At 69.2% G+C, this 15,235-nt stretch carries 12 protein-coding genes; 8 read left to right on the forward strand and 4 right to left on the reverse strand.

Annotation, left to right across the window (positions count from 1 at the left end; translation table 11 throughout):
- The first annotated feature begins 9 nt into the window (after window positions 1-9).
- From pruA to ACIRQP_RS21835, 3 genes are all read left to right on the forward strand, one after another.
- Complete coding sequence (gene pruA, locus ACIRQP_RS21825) at window positions 10-1,641, forward strand: L-glutamate gamma-semialdehyde dehydrogenase (RefSeq protein WP_403892596.1); 1,632 nt, start codon at window positions 10-12, stop codon at window positions 1,639-1,641.
- A 121-nt stretch (window positions 1,642-1,762) separates the two neighbouring features.
- Window positions 1,763-2,323 (forward strand): GNAT family N-acetyltransferase, encoded by a 561-nt coding sequence (locus tag ACIRQP_RS21830; RefSeq protein ID WP_403892598.1) that lies wholly within the window; start codon window positions 1,763-1,765, stop codon window positions 2,321-2,323.
- A 295-nt stretch (window positions 2,324-2,618) separates the two neighbouring features.
- Window positions 2,619-2,750, forward strand: coding sequence for a hypothetical protein (locus tag ACIRQP_RS21835; RefSeq protein WP_106982032.1), 132 nt, complete (start codon window positions 2,619-2,621; stop codon window positions 2,748-2,750).
- A 33-nt stretch (window positions 2,751-2,783) separates the two neighbouring features.
- Here the strand turns inward: ACIRQP_RS21835 and ACIRQP_RS21840 are convergent, their stop codons facing one another.
- Complete coding sequence (locus tag ACIRQP_RS21840) at window positions 2,784-4,361, reverse strand: purple acid phosphatase family protein (RefSeq protein ID WP_403892600.1); 1,578 nt, start codon at window positions 4,359-4,361, stop codon at window positions 2,784-2,786.
- A gap of 128 nt (window positions 4,362-4,489) precedes the next feature.
- On the opposite strand from ACIRQP_RS21840, the gene ACIRQP_RS21845 reads away from it, so the two are divergent.
- Both ACIRQP_RS21845 and ACIRQP_RS21850 read left to right on the forward strand, forming a co-directional pair.
- The gene (locus ACIRQP_RS21845; protein WP_403892602.1) at window positions 4,490-5,539 is read left to right on the forward strand and encodes a 3-isopropylmalate dehydrogenase; all 1,050 of its coding nucleotides are present in this window, start codon (window positions 4,490-4,492) and stop codon (window positions 5,537-5,539) included.
- A 227-nt stretch (window positions 5,540-5,766) separates the two neighbouring features.
- Window positions 5,767-6,855: a branched-chain amino acid aminotransferase gene (locus ACIRQP_RS21850; RefSeq protein WP_403892604.1), complete on the forward strand. Its 1,089-nt coding sequence runs from the start codon at window positions 5,767-5,769 to the stop codon at window positions 6,853-6,855.
- A 174-nt stretch (window positions 6,856-7,029) separates the two neighbouring features.
- On the opposite strand, the gene ACIRQP_RS21855 is transcribed toward ACIRQP_RS21850, so the two are convergent.
- A complete protein-coding gene (locus ACIRQP_RS21855) occupies window positions 7,030-8,112 on the reverse strand; it encodes an aldo/keto reductase (protein ID WP_403892606.1) in 1,083 nt (360 codons plus the stop codon).
- 154 nt (window positions 8,113-8,266) lie between these two features.
- On the opposite strand from ACIRQP_RS21855, the gene ACIRQP_RS21860 reads away from it, so the two are divergent.
- Together ACIRQP_RS21860 and ACIRQP_RS21865 are read left to right on the forward strand one after the other, a co-directional pair.
- On the forward strand, window positions 8,267-9,184 hold the full coding sequence (locus tag ACIRQP_RS21860; RefSeq protein ID WP_403892608.1) for an AraC family transcriptional regulator N-terminal domain-containing protein: 918 nt from the start codon (window positions 8,267-8,269) through the stop codon (window positions 9,182-9,184).
- Between the two features lie 172 nt (window positions 9,185-9,356).
- Window positions 9,357-10,556, forward strand: coding sequence for a glycerophosphodiester phosphodiesterase (locus ACIRQP_RS21865; protein ID WP_403892610.1), 1,200 nt, complete (start codon window positions 9,357-9,359; stop codon window positions 10,554-10,556).
- 186 nt (window positions 10,557-10,742) lie between these two features.
- Here ACIRQP_RS21865 and ACIRQP_RS21870 read toward each other — a convergent pair whose 3' ends face one another.
- A complete protein-coding gene (locus tag ACIRQP_RS21870) occupies window positions 10,743-10,949 on the reverse strand; it encodes a hypothetical protein (protein ID WP_403892612.1) in 207 nt (68 codons plus the stop codon).
- 491 nt (window positions 10,950-11,440) lie between these two features.
- Between ACIRQP_RS21870 and cimA the strand changes: the two genes are divergently transcribed.
- Window positions 11,441-13,057 carry a citramalate synthase gene (cimA, locus tag ACIRQP_RS21875; protein WP_403892614.1) on the forward strand — a complete coding sequence of 539 codons (1,617 nt, stop codon included), beginning with the start codon at window positions 11,441-11,443 and terminating at the stop codon, window positions 13,055-13,057.
- Window positions 13,058-13,145: 88 nt separating this feature from the next.
- Here cimA and ACIRQP_RS21880 read toward each other — a convergent pair whose 3' ends face one another.
- Window positions 13,146-15,032 carry a ricin-type beta-trefoil lectin domain protein gene (locus ACIRQP_RS21880; protein WP_403892616.1) on the reverse strand — a complete coding sequence of 629 codons (1,887 nt, stop codon included), beginning with the start codon at window positions 15,030-15,032 and terminating at the stop codon, window positions 13,146-13,148.
- Between the last annotated feature and the right edge of the window lie 203 nt (window positions 15,033-15,235).

Here is a 15,235-nt window from a genome sequence, read left to right on the forward strand (position 1 = left end):
TCGGCACTAATGGACGCTGTGACCCAGGTTCCCGCGCCGGTCAACGAGCCGGTGCACGGCTACGCCCCGGGCTCCCCGGAGCTGGCCCGTCTTGAGGTCAAGCTCAAGGAGCTGGCCGAGAACCCCGTCGATCTGCCGATGACGATCGGTGGCGAGAAGCGGATGGGCGGGGGCGAGCGGGTCGACGTCGTACAGCCGCACAACCACCGGGCCGTGCTCGGTACGTTCGCCGGCGCCACCCAGCAGGACGCGCGGGACGCGGTCGACGCCGCCCTGGCCGCCGCCCCCGGCTGGCGTGCCATGTCCTTCGACGACCGCGCCGCGATCATCCTGCGCGCCGCCGAACTGCTCGCGGGACCGTGGCGCGAGACGCTGGCCGCCGCGACCATGCTCGGCCAGTCGAAGACCGCCCAGCAGGCCGAGGTCGACACGCCCTGCGAGCTTGTCGACTTCTGGCGCTTCAACGTCAAGTACGCCCGTGACCTGCTCGCCGAGCAGCCGCCGGCCAACTCGCCCGGCGTCTGGAACCGGCTCGACCACCGGCCGCTCGAAGGCTTCGTCTACGCGATCACGCCGTTCAACTTCACGGCGATCGCGGGCAACCTGCCGACCGCGCCCGCGCTCATGGGCAATGTCGTGGTCTGGAAGCCGTCCCCGACGCAGACCCTCGCCGCCGTGCTGCTGATGGAGCTGCTGGAGGAGGCCGGTCTGCCCAAGGGCGTCATCAACCTGGTGACGGGCGACGGCATCGCCGTCTCCGAGGTGGCCCTGAACCACCGTGACCTGGCGGGCATTCACTTCACCGGTTCGACCAGAACCTTCCAGCACCTGTGGAAGACCGTCGGCAGCAACATCGAGAAGTACCGCTCCTACCCGCGGATCGTCGGCGAGACCGGTGGCAAGGACTTCGTCGTCGCCCACCCGAGCGCCGACCGCGTGGTCCTCAAGACGGCGCTGACCCGGGGCTCCTTCGAGTACCAGGGCCAGAAGTGCTCCGCCTCCTCGCGCGCCTATGTCCCGGCGTCGATCTGGAACGACGGGTTCGAGGAGGAGTTCGCGGCCGAGGTCGACGGGATCGCCATGGGCGATGTCACCGATCTCTCGAACTTCATCGGCGCCGTCATCGACGAGCGCGCCTTCGCCAAGAGCAAGGCCGCCATCGACCGCGCCGCCGCCGACCCGACGTGCACGATCGTCGCGGGCGGTACGTACGACGACTCCGTCGGCTACTTCGTCAGGCCGACCGTCATCGCCTGCACCGATCCCGAGAACGAGGTCTTCACGACCGAGTACTTCGGCCCGATCCTCGCGGTGCACGTCTACGACGACGCCGACTACGAGACGGTGCTCGCCCAGATGGAGTCCGTCTCGGCGTACGCCCTGACCGGCTCGGTCATCGCCGGTGACCGCGCCGCCGCGGCCGACGCGATGGAGAAGCTGCGCTACGCGGCGGGCAACTTCTACATCAACGACAAGTCGACCGGCGCCGTCGTCGGCCAGCAGCCCTTCGGCGGTGGCCGCGCGTCCGGCACCAACGACAAGGCGGGCGCCCCGCAGAACCTGATGCGCTGGACGCTGACCCGCGCCATCAAGGAGACGCTGGTCCCGCCGACCGACTACCGCTACCCGCACATGGGCTGACGGCCCCGCACCACGAGGCACTCCGCCCCGCAGACTCCGCCCCCGTACCGGCAGACCCCCCTTCGCCGGTACGGGGGCGGTTCCATGCCCGGGACGCCGGCCTCCTGAGAGAGTGGCGGGTATGACCGAAACCCTGCGTACCGTCCACACCTTCGAGCTCTCCCCGGCCGAACTCGCCGAGATCCGGGCTCTGTTGGACGCGGCTTTCGAGGGCGACTTCGCCGACGAGGACTGGGACCACGGGCTCGGCGGTGTGCACGCCGTCGTACGGGACTCGGACGGCACGCTCCTCGCGCACGGCAGCGTGGTCCAGCGCCGGGTGCTGCACGACGGCCGCTCCTACCGCGTCGGCTACGTCGAGGCCGTGGCCGTACGGGCCGACCGGCGCCGGCGGGGTCTCGGCGGCCGGGTGATGGCGGCGCTGGAGCGGGTGATCGACGGCGCGTACGCCGCCGGGGCGCTCTCCGCCTCGGACGACGGGGCGCTGCTCTACCGGGCGCGCGGCTGGCAGCCCTGGCCGCACCGGATCGAGGCGCTGGGGCCCGGGGGAGTGGTGCGGCTGCCGGACGAGGAGGGCTCCACGTATCTGCGTCCGGCGGCGGGGCGGACCCTCCCGGGACCCGCGGCCCCCGGGGGTGACGCCGCGCTGATCTTCGACTGGCGCGATGGCGATGTGCTGTAGGCCCCGTCCGGTGGATCTTCGCGGGCCGTGAGGGATTTCCGCAGGTCGGAACGATCACCGTCTCAGATAGTAGGAAGTCCGAGTATTCATGGAGACAGAGCGGTGATCCTCGCTTAGCTTGGAATGAGCCGAACGTCTCGCTCCATCCAGCGAATGGCGGTCGTTGGCACGCGCCCCCACGCAGGCAACCCCTGACGCGTATGCCCCCGCCTCTTCCGGCCGTGCCCCTTTTGGCAGCGCTGACGCTTCACGCGGCCCCGCCGTGTGGCTCAGCTTTCCCAAGGAGTCGATCATCATGGCCGAGACGACTGTCCGCCGCCGTGTCCGTCACACCTCCCGCACCAGCGAATCCGACCGCAAGAACGCCGCCGCCGCCCTGCAGCGTGCTCTCGACCGCAGGGACAACGGCGGCTCGACCGGCCACTGACCCGCGCCGGTCACCGACCGGCGCGGGCGGGCGTCAGTGCGTGATGGTGAAGTGGTCCACGCGCTCGCCGCTCTCGGCGAGCGCGGAGACCCTGAGCTCCGGGCGGTGTCCCGTCGTCACCTCGACGGCGAGGAAAGAGAACCCGGTGTAGCGCACGCGCGACCACTCCACGGTCTCGGTGGCCTTGGCGCCGCCCTGTTCCCAGTGGTACGACGGCACGCTCTCGACATCGGCGACATGGCCCTCGTAGCTGTCCGGCACCGGGAAGTCGTACAGCGCCTTGCCCGCGCCGCCCGCCGTGACGTACACGATGCCGTCGCGTACCGAACTGACCGACTCGCCGACCGGCACCCGGCGCGCGACGCCGCCGCCGCGCAGCGCGTCGGTGCGCTCGTACACATGGTTGTGGCCGTTGACGACCAGATCGACGCGGTGCTTGTCGAAGAGCGGCACCCACGCGTCGCGCACCCCGCCGTCCGAGGCGTGGGCGTTCGTGGTCGAGAAGGCGCAGTGGTGGAAGAACACCACGATGAAGTCGATGTCCTTGTCCGCGCGCAGTTCGCCGAGCCGCCGGTCCAGCCAGCGGGTCTGGGCGCCGTCGGTGTAGCCGGTGTTGGCGCGGATCTCGTGGGAGACATCGTTCGCGTCGAGGGCGACCACACCGACATTGCCGTACGTGAACGAGTAGACGCCCGGTGACTTCACCGGATCGAGCCCGCCGCCCGGCAGGGACCAGCGCGCGTTCTGGCCGCCGTACCCGTCGGGGGAGTACCAGGCTTCCATGTCGTGGTTGCCGGTGGTCACCATCCACGGCACCCGCGAGGCCACCGACTCGGTCTGCGCCAGGAACTGGTCCCAGACCCGCGCGTCATAGGTGTCCGCGGGCAGCCCCTGGCCGCTGCTGTCCGCGTAGCAGATGTCGCCCGCGTGCAGATGGAAGACCGGGTTCTGGCCCAGGATCACCTGGTCGTTGGCGAGGGCGTCGTAGGAGACGCCCTGGTCGCCGAAGGCGGTGAAGACGAACGACTCGGCGCGCGCCGGGGCGGTACGGAAGGTACCGACCGTGCCCAGATGGCGCGCGTCCGCCGGGTCGAAACCCTCGTGTCCCACGCCGTAGTAGTAGGTCGTCCCGGGGCGCAGCCGCTCCAGCGAGACATGCAGGTAGTACTGGTCCACCGCGGGCAGCTTGGCCGACAGCGACGGGGTGTGCAGCGACCGCACCTCCGCCTTGATCCTCTGGCTCAGGTCCCAGGGCTTCAGACCGACCCGGACGTAGGGGTTCTTCACCGCGAACGGCACCTGCCAGGAGACCGACATCATGGTCTTCGGGTCGGCGCCGAAGGCCAGGTGCCGGCCGAACGGGGCCGCCAGCGATCCGTCGACCCGTACGGCCGCCGACGACGGCAGGAAGGCGGGCGCTTCGACCGTGGTGGCGCCCGCGGTGGCGGCGCTGGAGCCGAGCAGACCGGCGCCCGCCACCGTCCCGGCGGCGAGCGTGCCCGCGCGCAGGAGGCCGCGTCGGCCGATCCTCTCGCGCAGATACGCGTGCTGCTCCGGCATGGTCATACGGGAGGCGAGATGGTCGGGAATCCCGACGCGGGGAGTTTCCATGTGCCGACCGTGCCACCAGTGGGTGGCGGATGCATGTATCGCGGGGGTCCAATCGGCGACCAATTCGTCATGTGTCCACAGAATGGACATGCGATGTCATGCACTGGGACGAGCGGTAGGGTGCCTCCATGTCTCGCAGCCTCAATCTCGCAGTGATCCCCGGTGACGGCATCGGTCAGGAGGTCGTGGCCCAGGGCCTGAAGGTCCTGAGTGCGGTCCTTCCCCAGGACGTGAAGCTGGAGACCAAGGAGTACGACCTCGGCGCGAGCCGCTGGCACCGCACCGGGGAGACCCTCCCGGACGCGGAGCTGGAAGCCCTCAAGGGGCATGACGCGATCCTGCTCGGCGCGATCGGCGACCCGACCGTACCGTCCGGCGTCCTGGAGCGGGGACTGCTGCTCAAGCTGCGCTTCGCCTTCGACCACTACGTGAACCTGCGGCCGTCGAAGCTCTTCCCCAACACGGCCACGCCGCTGGCGGGCCGCCCGGACATCGACTTCGTCGTCGTCCGCGAGGGCACCGAGGGCCCGTACACCGGCAACGGAGGTTCGCTGCGTACGGGCACGCCCGCCGAGGTGGCCACCGAAGTGAGCCTCAATACGGCGTACGGCGTGGAGCGGGTCGTCCGTGACGCGTACGAGCGCGCCAACTCCCGTCCGCGCAAGAAGCTGACGCTGGTCCACAAGAACAACGTCCTCGTCTACGCCGGCCACATGTGGAAGAACATCTTCGATCGCGTGGGCCGGGAGTACCCCGACGTCGCCACCGACTATCTGCATGTCGACGCCGCGACGATCTTCTTCGTCACCCAGCCCGACCGCTTCGACGTGATCGTCACCGACAACCTCTTCGGTGACATCCTCACCGACCTGGCCGCCGCCGTGACCGGCGGTATCGGCCTGGCCGCGTCCGCGAACATCAATCCGGACCGCATGTTCCCGTCCATGTTCGAGCCGGTCCACGGGTCGGCGCCGGACATCGCGGGCCAGGGGAAGGCCGACCCCACGGCCACCATCCTCTCCGTCGCCCTGCTGCTGCGACACCTCGGCTTCGACGCCGAGGCCGTCCGGGTGGAGGAGGCCGTCGCGGCCGATCTCGCCGGGCGTGACGGTGCGGCGGCCACCGCGCGTACCACCGACCAGATCGGTGACGCTCTCGCCGTACGAGTAGCGAGCTGACCCGTCGACTCCTCACAGCCGCCGGGTCTTCGGAGCCCGGCGGCTGTTCTTTTGCGGCCACCGGGTGCCACCATCATCCAAGGGCCGCTTTCACCTCGTTTCATGCGCCCGTCCCCGTCCGCGCGATAATCGGCGTGGGCCGCGGCACGCGGGAATGCTCGGACGTCCTAGTAGCAGTAGCGGCGTGAACGCGGTCCGTCACATCAACCGGTGAAGGACGAGTATTCATGACCACGCCCACGATCGAACTCAAGCCCTCCTCGAACCCGCTGTCCGACGCGGAGCGCGAGGCGATCCTGGCCAACCCGGGGTTCGGCCGCCACTTCACCGACAACATGGTGACGATCCGGTGGACGGAGGGACGCGGCTGGCACGACGCGCAGCTCGTCCCGTACGGGCCCCTCTCACTCGACCCGGCGAACATGACCCTGCACTACGCGCAGGAGATCTTCGAGGGGCTCAAGGCGTACCGGCGCCCCGATGGCTCGGTCGCCACCTTCCGGCCCGAGGCCAACGCCGAGCGCTTCCGGATCTCGGCCCGCCGGCTCGCCATGCCGGAGCTGCCCGTCGAGACCTTCATCGCGGCGTGCGACGCGCTGGTCCAGCAGGACAAGGCGTGGGTGCCGGCGCACGGCGGGGAGGCGTCCCTCTATCTGCGCCCGTTCATGATCGCCACCGAGGTCGGGCTCGGGGTGCGGCCGGCGAACGAGTATCTGTTCCTGGTCATCGCCTCGCCCGCCGGCGCGTACTTCCCCGGCGGGGTGAAGCCGGTCTCGGTCTGGCTCTCGGAGAACTACGTCCGCGCGGTGCCGGGCGGCATCGGCTTCGCCAAGACCGGCGGCAACTACGCGGCGTCGCTGCTCGCCCAGGCGGAGGCGGCGGAGAAGGGCTGCGAGCAGGTGGTCTACCTGGACGCGGTGGAGCACCGCTGGGTCGAGGAACTGGGCGGGATGAACCTGTACTTCGTGTACGGCGACCGCGTCGTCACCCCCGAGCTGACCGGCTCGTTGCTGGCGGGCGTCACCCGTGCCTCGCTCCTGAGCCTGGCGGCCGATCTCGGCTACAGCTCCGAGGAGGGCCGCATCGCCAAGGAGGACTGGCGCCGCGACACCGAGAACGGGACCCTCACCGAGGTCTTCGCCTGCGGTACGGCCGCGGTGATCACCCCGGTCGGTGTGGTCAAGTCGGCGGGCGGCGAGTGGACCCAGTCGGGCGGCGAGCCCGGCGAGGTCACCCTGAAGTTGCGCGATGCCCTGCTGGACATCCAGACGGGCCGGACGGCCGACACCCACGGCTGGATGCACGAGCTGGGCTGACGGGCCCTGTCAGTCCTGAGTAATGAGGCCCTGAGGAACCAGGCCCTGAGAACCAGGCCCCGCACGCGGTCATAGGGCGACCGCGGAGGCCCGCGCCCGGAGCGTACCCGGGGCGCGGGCCTCCGCCGGTCAGACCGGGCGCTTGTCCGGTCTGTCGCGGTCTGTCGCGGAGACTCAGTAGCGGACGTCACTGTGTGACAGCGGCGGATACACCGTGGACGTTTCTCCGTCGACGGTGGTCCCCGCGAACTGCAGCATCGCCCGCATCGCGCCGTGCATCGGTGCCGGGTAGTTCAGGGCCGGTGCCGAGACCTCGTCCAGCGTGTGGAGATGCTCGGGGGTGAGGCTCACCTCCAGGGCGGCGAGGTTGTTCTCAAGGTGTTCCACGCGCCGGGCGCCGAGGATGGGCACCACGGTGCCTTCGCGGGCGCGCAGCCAGGCCAACGACACCGCCGCGGAGGTGGTTCCGAGTTCGTCGGCGACGGCGGCGACGGTGTCGATGACCGTGAACTCATCCTCGCGGGGGCTGCCGACGAAGGCGGTGCGTGCGGAGTCGGTGACCTCGATGCCGCGCCGGTACTTGCCGGACAGGAAGCCGTTCTTCAGCGGGCTCCAGGGGACCAGCGCCATGCCCTGATCGAGCGCGAGCGGCGCGAGTTCACCCTCGACGGTGCGCGCCAGCAGCGAGTACTCCACCTGTAGCGCGATCAGCGGGGTCCAGCCCTTGAGCAGCGCCGTGGTCTGGGCCTGGGCGGTGACCCAGCCCGGCGTGTTGGAGAACCCGATGTAGCGGATCTTTCCGGCCCGGACCAGGTCGTCGAGGGCGCGCAGCGTTTCCTCGATCGGGGTGTGCCGGTCCCAGTTGTGCAGCCAGTACAGGTCCAGGTAGTCGGTGCGCATGCGGCGCAGGGTCTCGTCGAGCTGAGCGGTGATCGACGAGCGGCCCGCACCGCCGCCGTTGGGGTCACCGGGGAAGAGGTTGGTGAAGAACTTCGACGCCAGCACCACGCGCTCGCGCCGTCCGGGACGGGCGGCGAACCAGTCGCCGAGGATCCTCTCCGAGTGGCCATTGGTGTAGAAGTTCGCGGTGTCGATGAAGTTCCCGCCGCGGTCCAGGTAGGTCGCCAGGATCTTCTCCGACTCCTCGACGCTGGTCCCGGCGCCCCCGGGATCCTCTCCGAAGGTCATCGCGCCGAGGGCGAACGGACTGACCCGCAACCCCGATCGACCGAGGGTGACGTAGTGATCGAGCGGCATGAATGTGGCTCCCGTGTGTGCCGGAGTGGTCATCCCATCGAAGCGCGAGCCGTGCGGTCGGCGGTAGACCGATCCGTGCCGGGTCTTGCCCAATCCTCTCGACTTCGTCCCGATCGGGCTTGCGCAGCCACATCGGGAGATGCTTCCGTGACGTGTGCGCACCACCTCCGACCTCCTGGACGAGATCCGCGGCATCATCGCGGCCCATGCGCGATCGGACCTGCGGACGTCGATCGGCGGGCTTCTGTTGTCCAAGGTGGAGACCGCGACGCCGGACCATTCGCTCACCGAGCCGCTGCTGGTCGTCATGGCTCAGGGCGGCAAGCGTCTCCTGCTCGGTGAGCAGGTGTTCGAGTACCGGGCGGGGCAGTGCCTCGTGGTCACCGCCGAACTGCCCGTCACCGGCCATTTCCTTGGGGCGAGCCCGCAGGTCCCGTCGCTGGCCCTGGGGGTGGTGCTGCGCCCGGCTGCCATCTCCTCGCTGTTGCTGGAGGCCCCGGCCGGACGGCGGTCCCGCACCACGGACGGCCCGCACGCGATCGCGACCGGTGAGGCCGGCGTCGACCTGCTCGACGCCCTGGCCCGGATGCTGCGGCTGCTCGACCACCCCGCGGACGCGCACATGATCGCCCCGCTGATCGAGCGGGAGATCCTCTGGCGGCTGCTCACCGGCCCGCACGGCGGCATGATCCGCCAGATCGGCCTGGCCGACAGCCGCCTCTCCCACGTCGGCCGGGCAATCCGGTGGATCCGCGGCAACTACGGCGAACCGATGCGGATCGAGGACCTCGCTCGGCTGGCCGGGATGAGCACCTCCGCGTTCCACCGGTACTTCCGCGCCGTCACGACCCTGAGCCCCCTCCAGTTCCAGAAGCGCATCCGTCTCCAAGAAGCCCGCACGTTGTTGATCGCCCACCCGGACGATGTCGCCGGCGTGGGACATCTCGTGGGCTATGGCAGCCCCACACAGTTCAACCGCGAATACCGCCGCCTTTTCGGCGCCCCACCCGGCCAGGACGCCGCTCGTCTGCGCGCGGACGCCCACCCACACACCATCCGGCACCTGCCCTGAGCCGGGCGTGAGCCGTTCAGGACCGGGTCTGGTCCGGTTCCCACCGGTTCTGTGGCCGGAGGGATAACGAGGCCCGACACTTGTCCGCCAGTCCGTCAGGGGCGATTCACCCGAGAGTCCGCAACGGCCCAAATACTCGACTCCGTCAGCAAGATCGTCGAGAGGACCGGACATGACGTTTCGAACCAGCCGTCGCACCGTGCGGACGTTGGTCGCCACTGTCGTGGTGACAGCGGGCCTGATCGCCGGGAACGCCACGGCACACGCCGAGGACGATCCCCGCGTCGAGGAGGTACGGCAGGCGATAGCGGCGCTCAAGCCGCTGGTGCAGCAGCCGCCGTGCGACCAGGTGCCGGAGCCGGAGCGCTGGCTCGACGCCGGGACACCGGACGAGGGTTCCTCCAATGTGGTGATCTCGGCCCACCGCGGAGCCAACACCCTGGCGCCCGAGAACACCCTGAAGTCCTACGAGTACGCCTTCGCCTACGGCGTGGACCTCGTGGAGGTCGACGTCCAGCAGACCAAGGACGGACGTTTCGTAGCGCTGCACGACTCCACCGTCGACCGGACGACCGATGGCACCGGCGCCATCGGAGACCTGACCTACGAGCAGGTTCGGGCGCTCAACGCCGCGGACTACGAGCCCTGGAAGGGCGGCGAGTACGACCCGGCGCAGATCGCCTCGCTCGAAGAGATCCTCGCCCTGGCGAAGCGGGTCGGTGCCGGCGTCGAGCTCGACGTCAAGGGTTCGGTGACCGAGGAGGGCAAGCTCGCCGAACTCGTCGGCAGCTACGGCCTCATCGAGAAATCGATCTGGAACTCGGCCGACCCGCGTGTCTTCCAGGCGGAACCCGGTGCCCGGACCATCTACAACCGCGACTCCTGGGAGCCGAACTACCTGCTGTACGAGATCGGTCAGGTCGCCAAGGTGTACGGGTCACGCCTCGATGAGTACACCCCTGAGTCCATCGTGGCGGCGCATGACTCGTGCGGCATCGTCATGCCGCACGCCTACGACGCCGGCGGCGACCAGGAGGTCGCCCAGTTCCAGCTGGCCCGGGCGATGGGCGCGGACGGCGTGCAGACCAACCAGCCCGCGCTCATCGTCGCGGCGGCCGGGGAGGCGGTCGACTCCCGGCTCCTGGTCCGCCGGGCCAAGGGCCACTCCGACGAGATCTGCCTGGTGAACGCCGATAACGGGCTCGGGTTCCCGGGCAAGACGGTGCATCTCGCCAAGGGCGGGAAGAAGTCGCTCGACCTGGTCACCCGCGACGGCGGGTGCGCGACCGTGCCGGCCGTCAATTGGCGTGGTGCGCAGGTGACGTTCACCGGCGACGGCGCCGTGCACGCCTCCCGGACGAAGCTCCACTGAGACCCCCGACAACAGGGGAGATCGCAAGGTGCCGGAAGGCCCGGGTAGCTCCGTCCGCTATACGGGCCTTCCGGCTACCCGGGCCTTCCGGCACCGCCGCGAGCATGTCGGCCCTCCTCGGTCATGACGGCCGTCCTCGGTCATCACCGCCGGCCGCCGGGGAAGCCGCGGGGCACCTTCGTCAGCTCACCAGCAGTGCGGCCGGACCAGAAAACCCCATCCGGTGCACTCCACCGGATATACCGGCATCTCCGCCGGCTTCGCCCGCTTCACCCGTTCCGGAGTCCAGAACTCCAGAACCTCTTCGCGGGACGCGTCCTCGTCGCTCGTCACCACTCCCGTGGATCCGCCCTGAAGCGCGACCGCGAACGCCGCACCTGAGATACCGATCATCCCGGCCGAGAAGGCAAGGAGAATCCGGACACGTGGCGGTAGCGCGGTTCTACGCGCACTACGGTGAGCGGCGCTCATCAGTACTCCCCGGTCGACCCGGCGATCCTAGTGCCCCTCCCGGCAACGTTTGCCCCGTCGGGCGAACATCGCCGGTCGCGGCACTGGTCCCGCGTCCCGGGCCGCGCATTCGTCACGCACCGCTCATCTGTCCCGACCGCATCGTGAGACGGGCCTTCCCCAGAGCGCCAGACATGCGAAAATCGACCCGTGCTCTCGTTCGCCACGATTATCGGCAGCAAGCGCGCCGGTCCGCAGTGAACGCCTCGTACCACCATGTACGGCGCGGACACCGTGCCCCAGACCCGCGCGCATACCTCTCGCACCCGCGAGGGGTTTTTTCATTTTCCGGCTCCACCCTCGCCGGAGATGAGGCGCGAGCGATGATGGGGGCAAGTGGAGCCAGTCCTTCCACTCGACAGGAGCTACGCACCATGACCTCTGAGTCCACTGGACCCACGGTGAAAGACGACAGCTTTCATGTCTTCGACACGACGCTGCGCGACGGCGCCCAGCGGGAAGGCATCAATCTGACCGTCGCCGACAAGCTGGCCATCGCACGGTACCTGGACGACTTCGGCGTGGGTTTCATCGAGGGCGGCTGGCCCGGCGCCAACCCACGCGACACCGAGTTCTTCGCCCGCGCCCAGCAGGAGATCGACTTCCAGAACGCCCAGCTCGTCGCCTTCGGCTCCACCCGCAGGCCGGGGGCCAAGGCGGCGGAGGACCCGCAGGTCAGGGCGCTGGTCGAGTCCGGCGCCCCGGTGGTCACGCTGGTCGCCAAGTCGCACGACCGCCATGTCGAGCTGGCGCTGCGCACCACCCTCGACGAGAACGTCGAGATGGTCCGCGACACCGTCTCCCACCTGTGTGAACAGGGCCGCCGCGTGTTCGTGGACTGCGAGCACTTCTTCGACGGTTACCGCGCCAACCCCGAGTACGCGAAGTCCGTCGTACGGGCCGCCGCCGAAGCGGGCGCCGATGTCGTCGTCCTCTGTGACACCAACGGCGGCATGCTGCCCGCGCAGATCCAGGCCGTCGTCGCCACCGTGCTCGCCGACACCGGCGCCCGGCTCGGCATCCACGCCCAGGACGACACCGGCTGCGCCGTCGCCAACACCCTCGCCGCCGTCGACGCCGGCGCCACCCATGTCCAGTGCACGGCCAACGGCTACGGCGAGCGCGTCGGCAACGCCAACCTCTTCCCGGTCGTCGCCGCGCTGGAGCTGAAGTACGCCAAGCGTGTCCTGCCCGAGGGCGCGCTCGCCGAGATGACCCGGATCTCGCACGCCATCGCGGAGATCGTCAATCTCGCCCCCTCCACCCACCAGCCGTATGTCGGCGTCTCCGCCTTCGCGCACAAGGGCGGACTCCACGCCTCCGCGATCAAGGTCGACCCCGACCTCTACCAGCACATCGACCCCGAGCAGGTCGGCAACACCATGCGGATGCTCGTCTCCGACATGGCGGGCCGCGCGTCCATCGAGCTGAAGGGCCGGGAGCTGGGCATCGACCTCAGCGGCGACCGCGATCTGGTCGGCCGGGTCGTCCGGCGGGTCAAGGAGCGCGAGCTCAAGGGGTACACCTACGAGGCGGCCGACGCGTCCTTCGAGCTGTTGCTGCGCGAGGAGGTCGAGGGCCGGCCCCGCAGCTACTTCCGTACGGAGTCCTGGCGCGCGATCGTCGAGGACCGGCCCGACGGTACGCACGCCAACGAGGCCACCGTGAAGCTGTGGGCCAAGGGCGAGCGGATCGTCGCGACCGCCGAGGGAAACGGCCCGGTCAACGCCCTGGACCGGGCCATGCGGGTCGGTCTGGAGCGGATCTATCCGCAGCTCGCCAAGCTGGAGCTGGTGGACTACAAGGTCCGCATCCTGGAAGGCAGGGTCGGCACGGAGTCCACCACCCGCGTGCTGATCACCACGGGGGACGGGGTCGGCGACTGGTCCACGGTCGGGGTCGCCGAGAATGTGATCGCGGCGTCCTGGCAGGCGCTGGAGGACGCGTACACGTACGGACTGCTGCGGGCCGGGATCGAACCGGCGGAGTAGTCACCCACTCCGCGCGGTCCGCCGCTTTCGGGAGTCCCGGACGACGCTCCTTCTGCTTTTCAGAACTTCTGAGCTTCTGAAACAGGCCCTAGCTCTGGAGCCGCCATTTCTGGTTGGCGGCTCCGGTGCAGGTCCAGATCTGGGCGCGGGCGCCGTTGACCGAGGAATTGTCCGTCACATCAAGGCACTTGTCCGCCGTGGTGTTGCCGATGTCACCGGTCCCGGCGTTGTACGTCCACTGCTGGGCACCGCTTCCGTTGCAGTCGTACAACTGCACCTTGGCGCCGTTCGCCGTCGCCGCCGACGTCACGTCCAGGCACTTGCCGAGGGACCTGATCGTCGAGTCCGTGCCGACCGTCCAGCGCTGGGCCGTCGAGCCGTTGCAGTCGTAGAGCTGGACGGCCGTCCCATTGGCGCTCGCGCCGCCCGCCACGTCCAGGCACTTGCCGCCGAGCCCGGTGAAGGTGCCCGAAGTGCCGGTGCCGCCGCCGGACTGCGTGCCGGACCATGTGAAGGTCGCCGAGGTCTTGCCCGGCAGGGAGTAACTGAAGTTCTGCCCGCCCCAGTTGACCCGCAGCTCACGGGCGGCCGACGCGTCGTTGTACGCGATCAGCGCCTTGGAGCCGTCCGGGTTGCGCCAGGCCACATTGGGCACCGTGGTGCTGGCCGTGGAGGCGATGCGTTCCGCGCCCGGCTTCACGAACTTCGTGAGATGACCCATCGTGTAGTACTCGATGGTGTAGTCGACCTGGCCGTGCCGGCCGTCACCGTTGTGGACCGTGATCAGCCCGTCGCAGGTGCCGCAGCCGCCGTTGTGCGGGCCCCGGTTCTGGTCCACCGCCAGCGACCACTTGGTCACCGACTTCGCCCAGTTGCGGGTGTAGTCGATGATGTTCGACATGTCCTCGCGCTGCTGATTGCCGATCCAGGTGCCGCCCGAGTGCTCGGTCTGGAAGGCGTTCAGCTGCGGATACTGGTTGTGGACGTCCGTCTGCTTCTGGACGTTGCCGCCGTAGCCGTGCCAGGCGACGCCCCCGAAGTTGGGGTGGTTGCGGATGGCCGCGTCGTTCACGGTCTCGGCCGCGTACGCGTCGTACGTGTCCCAGTTCCAGTCGTGCGCGAGCACCTTGGAGGACAGCCCCGCGCTCTGCAGCTTGGGCAGCAGCTCGTTCTTGGTGAAGTACGCGAGACCCGAGCCGTTCCAGCTCATCGACGGGTAACCGGCGCAGCAGGTCGGCTCGTTCTGCGCCGAGACATAGTCGACCGGGATGCCCTGGTCGCGGTAGGCCTGGAGATACTTGACGAAGTAGTTGGCGTATGTGCCGTAGTTCTCCGCCTTCAGCCAGCCGCCGTTGAGCTGGCCGCTGTCCTTCATCCAGGCCGGTGCCGTCCACGGCGAGGCCATCGTCGTCAGCGCCGGGTTGAGCTGCTTGGCCTGCTTGGTCAGCGGCAGCACGTCGGCCAGATCGTGCGCGATGGAGAACCGCGCGAGACCGGGATCGGTCTGGCCCGCCGGAATATCGTTGTAGGTGTAGCCGAAGCGGGCGAGGTCGGAACCGCCCATGGGGTTGCGGATGAAGGAGAGCCCGATGCCCTCGGTGGGTGAGAAGAGCTTCTTCATCGTGTCGTCACGGGTCGCCTGGGAGAGCGCGCCGCTGCCCTTCATCAGCCAGGCCGCGGTGTCCGTGAAGGAGGCGCCGCCGCCCGTGAAGGTCTGATAGCGGGTGGCCTCGTCGACGCTGACGTTCGTACCGCTGCCGCCGTTGCCCGGCTGGAAGTTGACAGGGGTCTGCTGCTGGAGACCGCGGGTGACATGGCGTCCTCCGCTGTCGTCGGTGGTCGTCAGCCAGATGTTGACCTGCTCACCGGCGGCGTGCGCCGTACCGGCGGAGAGTCCGGTGAGTCCGGCGGTGGCCAGGGCGCCCGCGAGGAGCACCCTCGTCAGCCGCCGCCCGATGCCAGTCGATCTCGACATAAGTCTGCTGCCCTTCATCGGCAGTGCTGTGGGGGGTGAAGCGTTGCGGCGTGAGTGAACTGCCGTTACGAACTCCCGTCAAGGGGCCGGGTATTCACAAACTGAACGCACAACACCCCCGCGTCGCCCCTGACCTGCGGCCCGCCTGGTACGTAACAAAGGTGGGGACCAATCTCGGCGTGAAGTGTTGACGGCGGTCCGGT

The sequence above is a fragment of the Streptomyces sp. NPDC102274 genome, assembly GCF_044766385.1.
Taxonomy (GTDB): Bacteria; Actinomycetota; Actinomycetes; order Streptomycetales; family Streptomycetaceae; genus Streptomyces.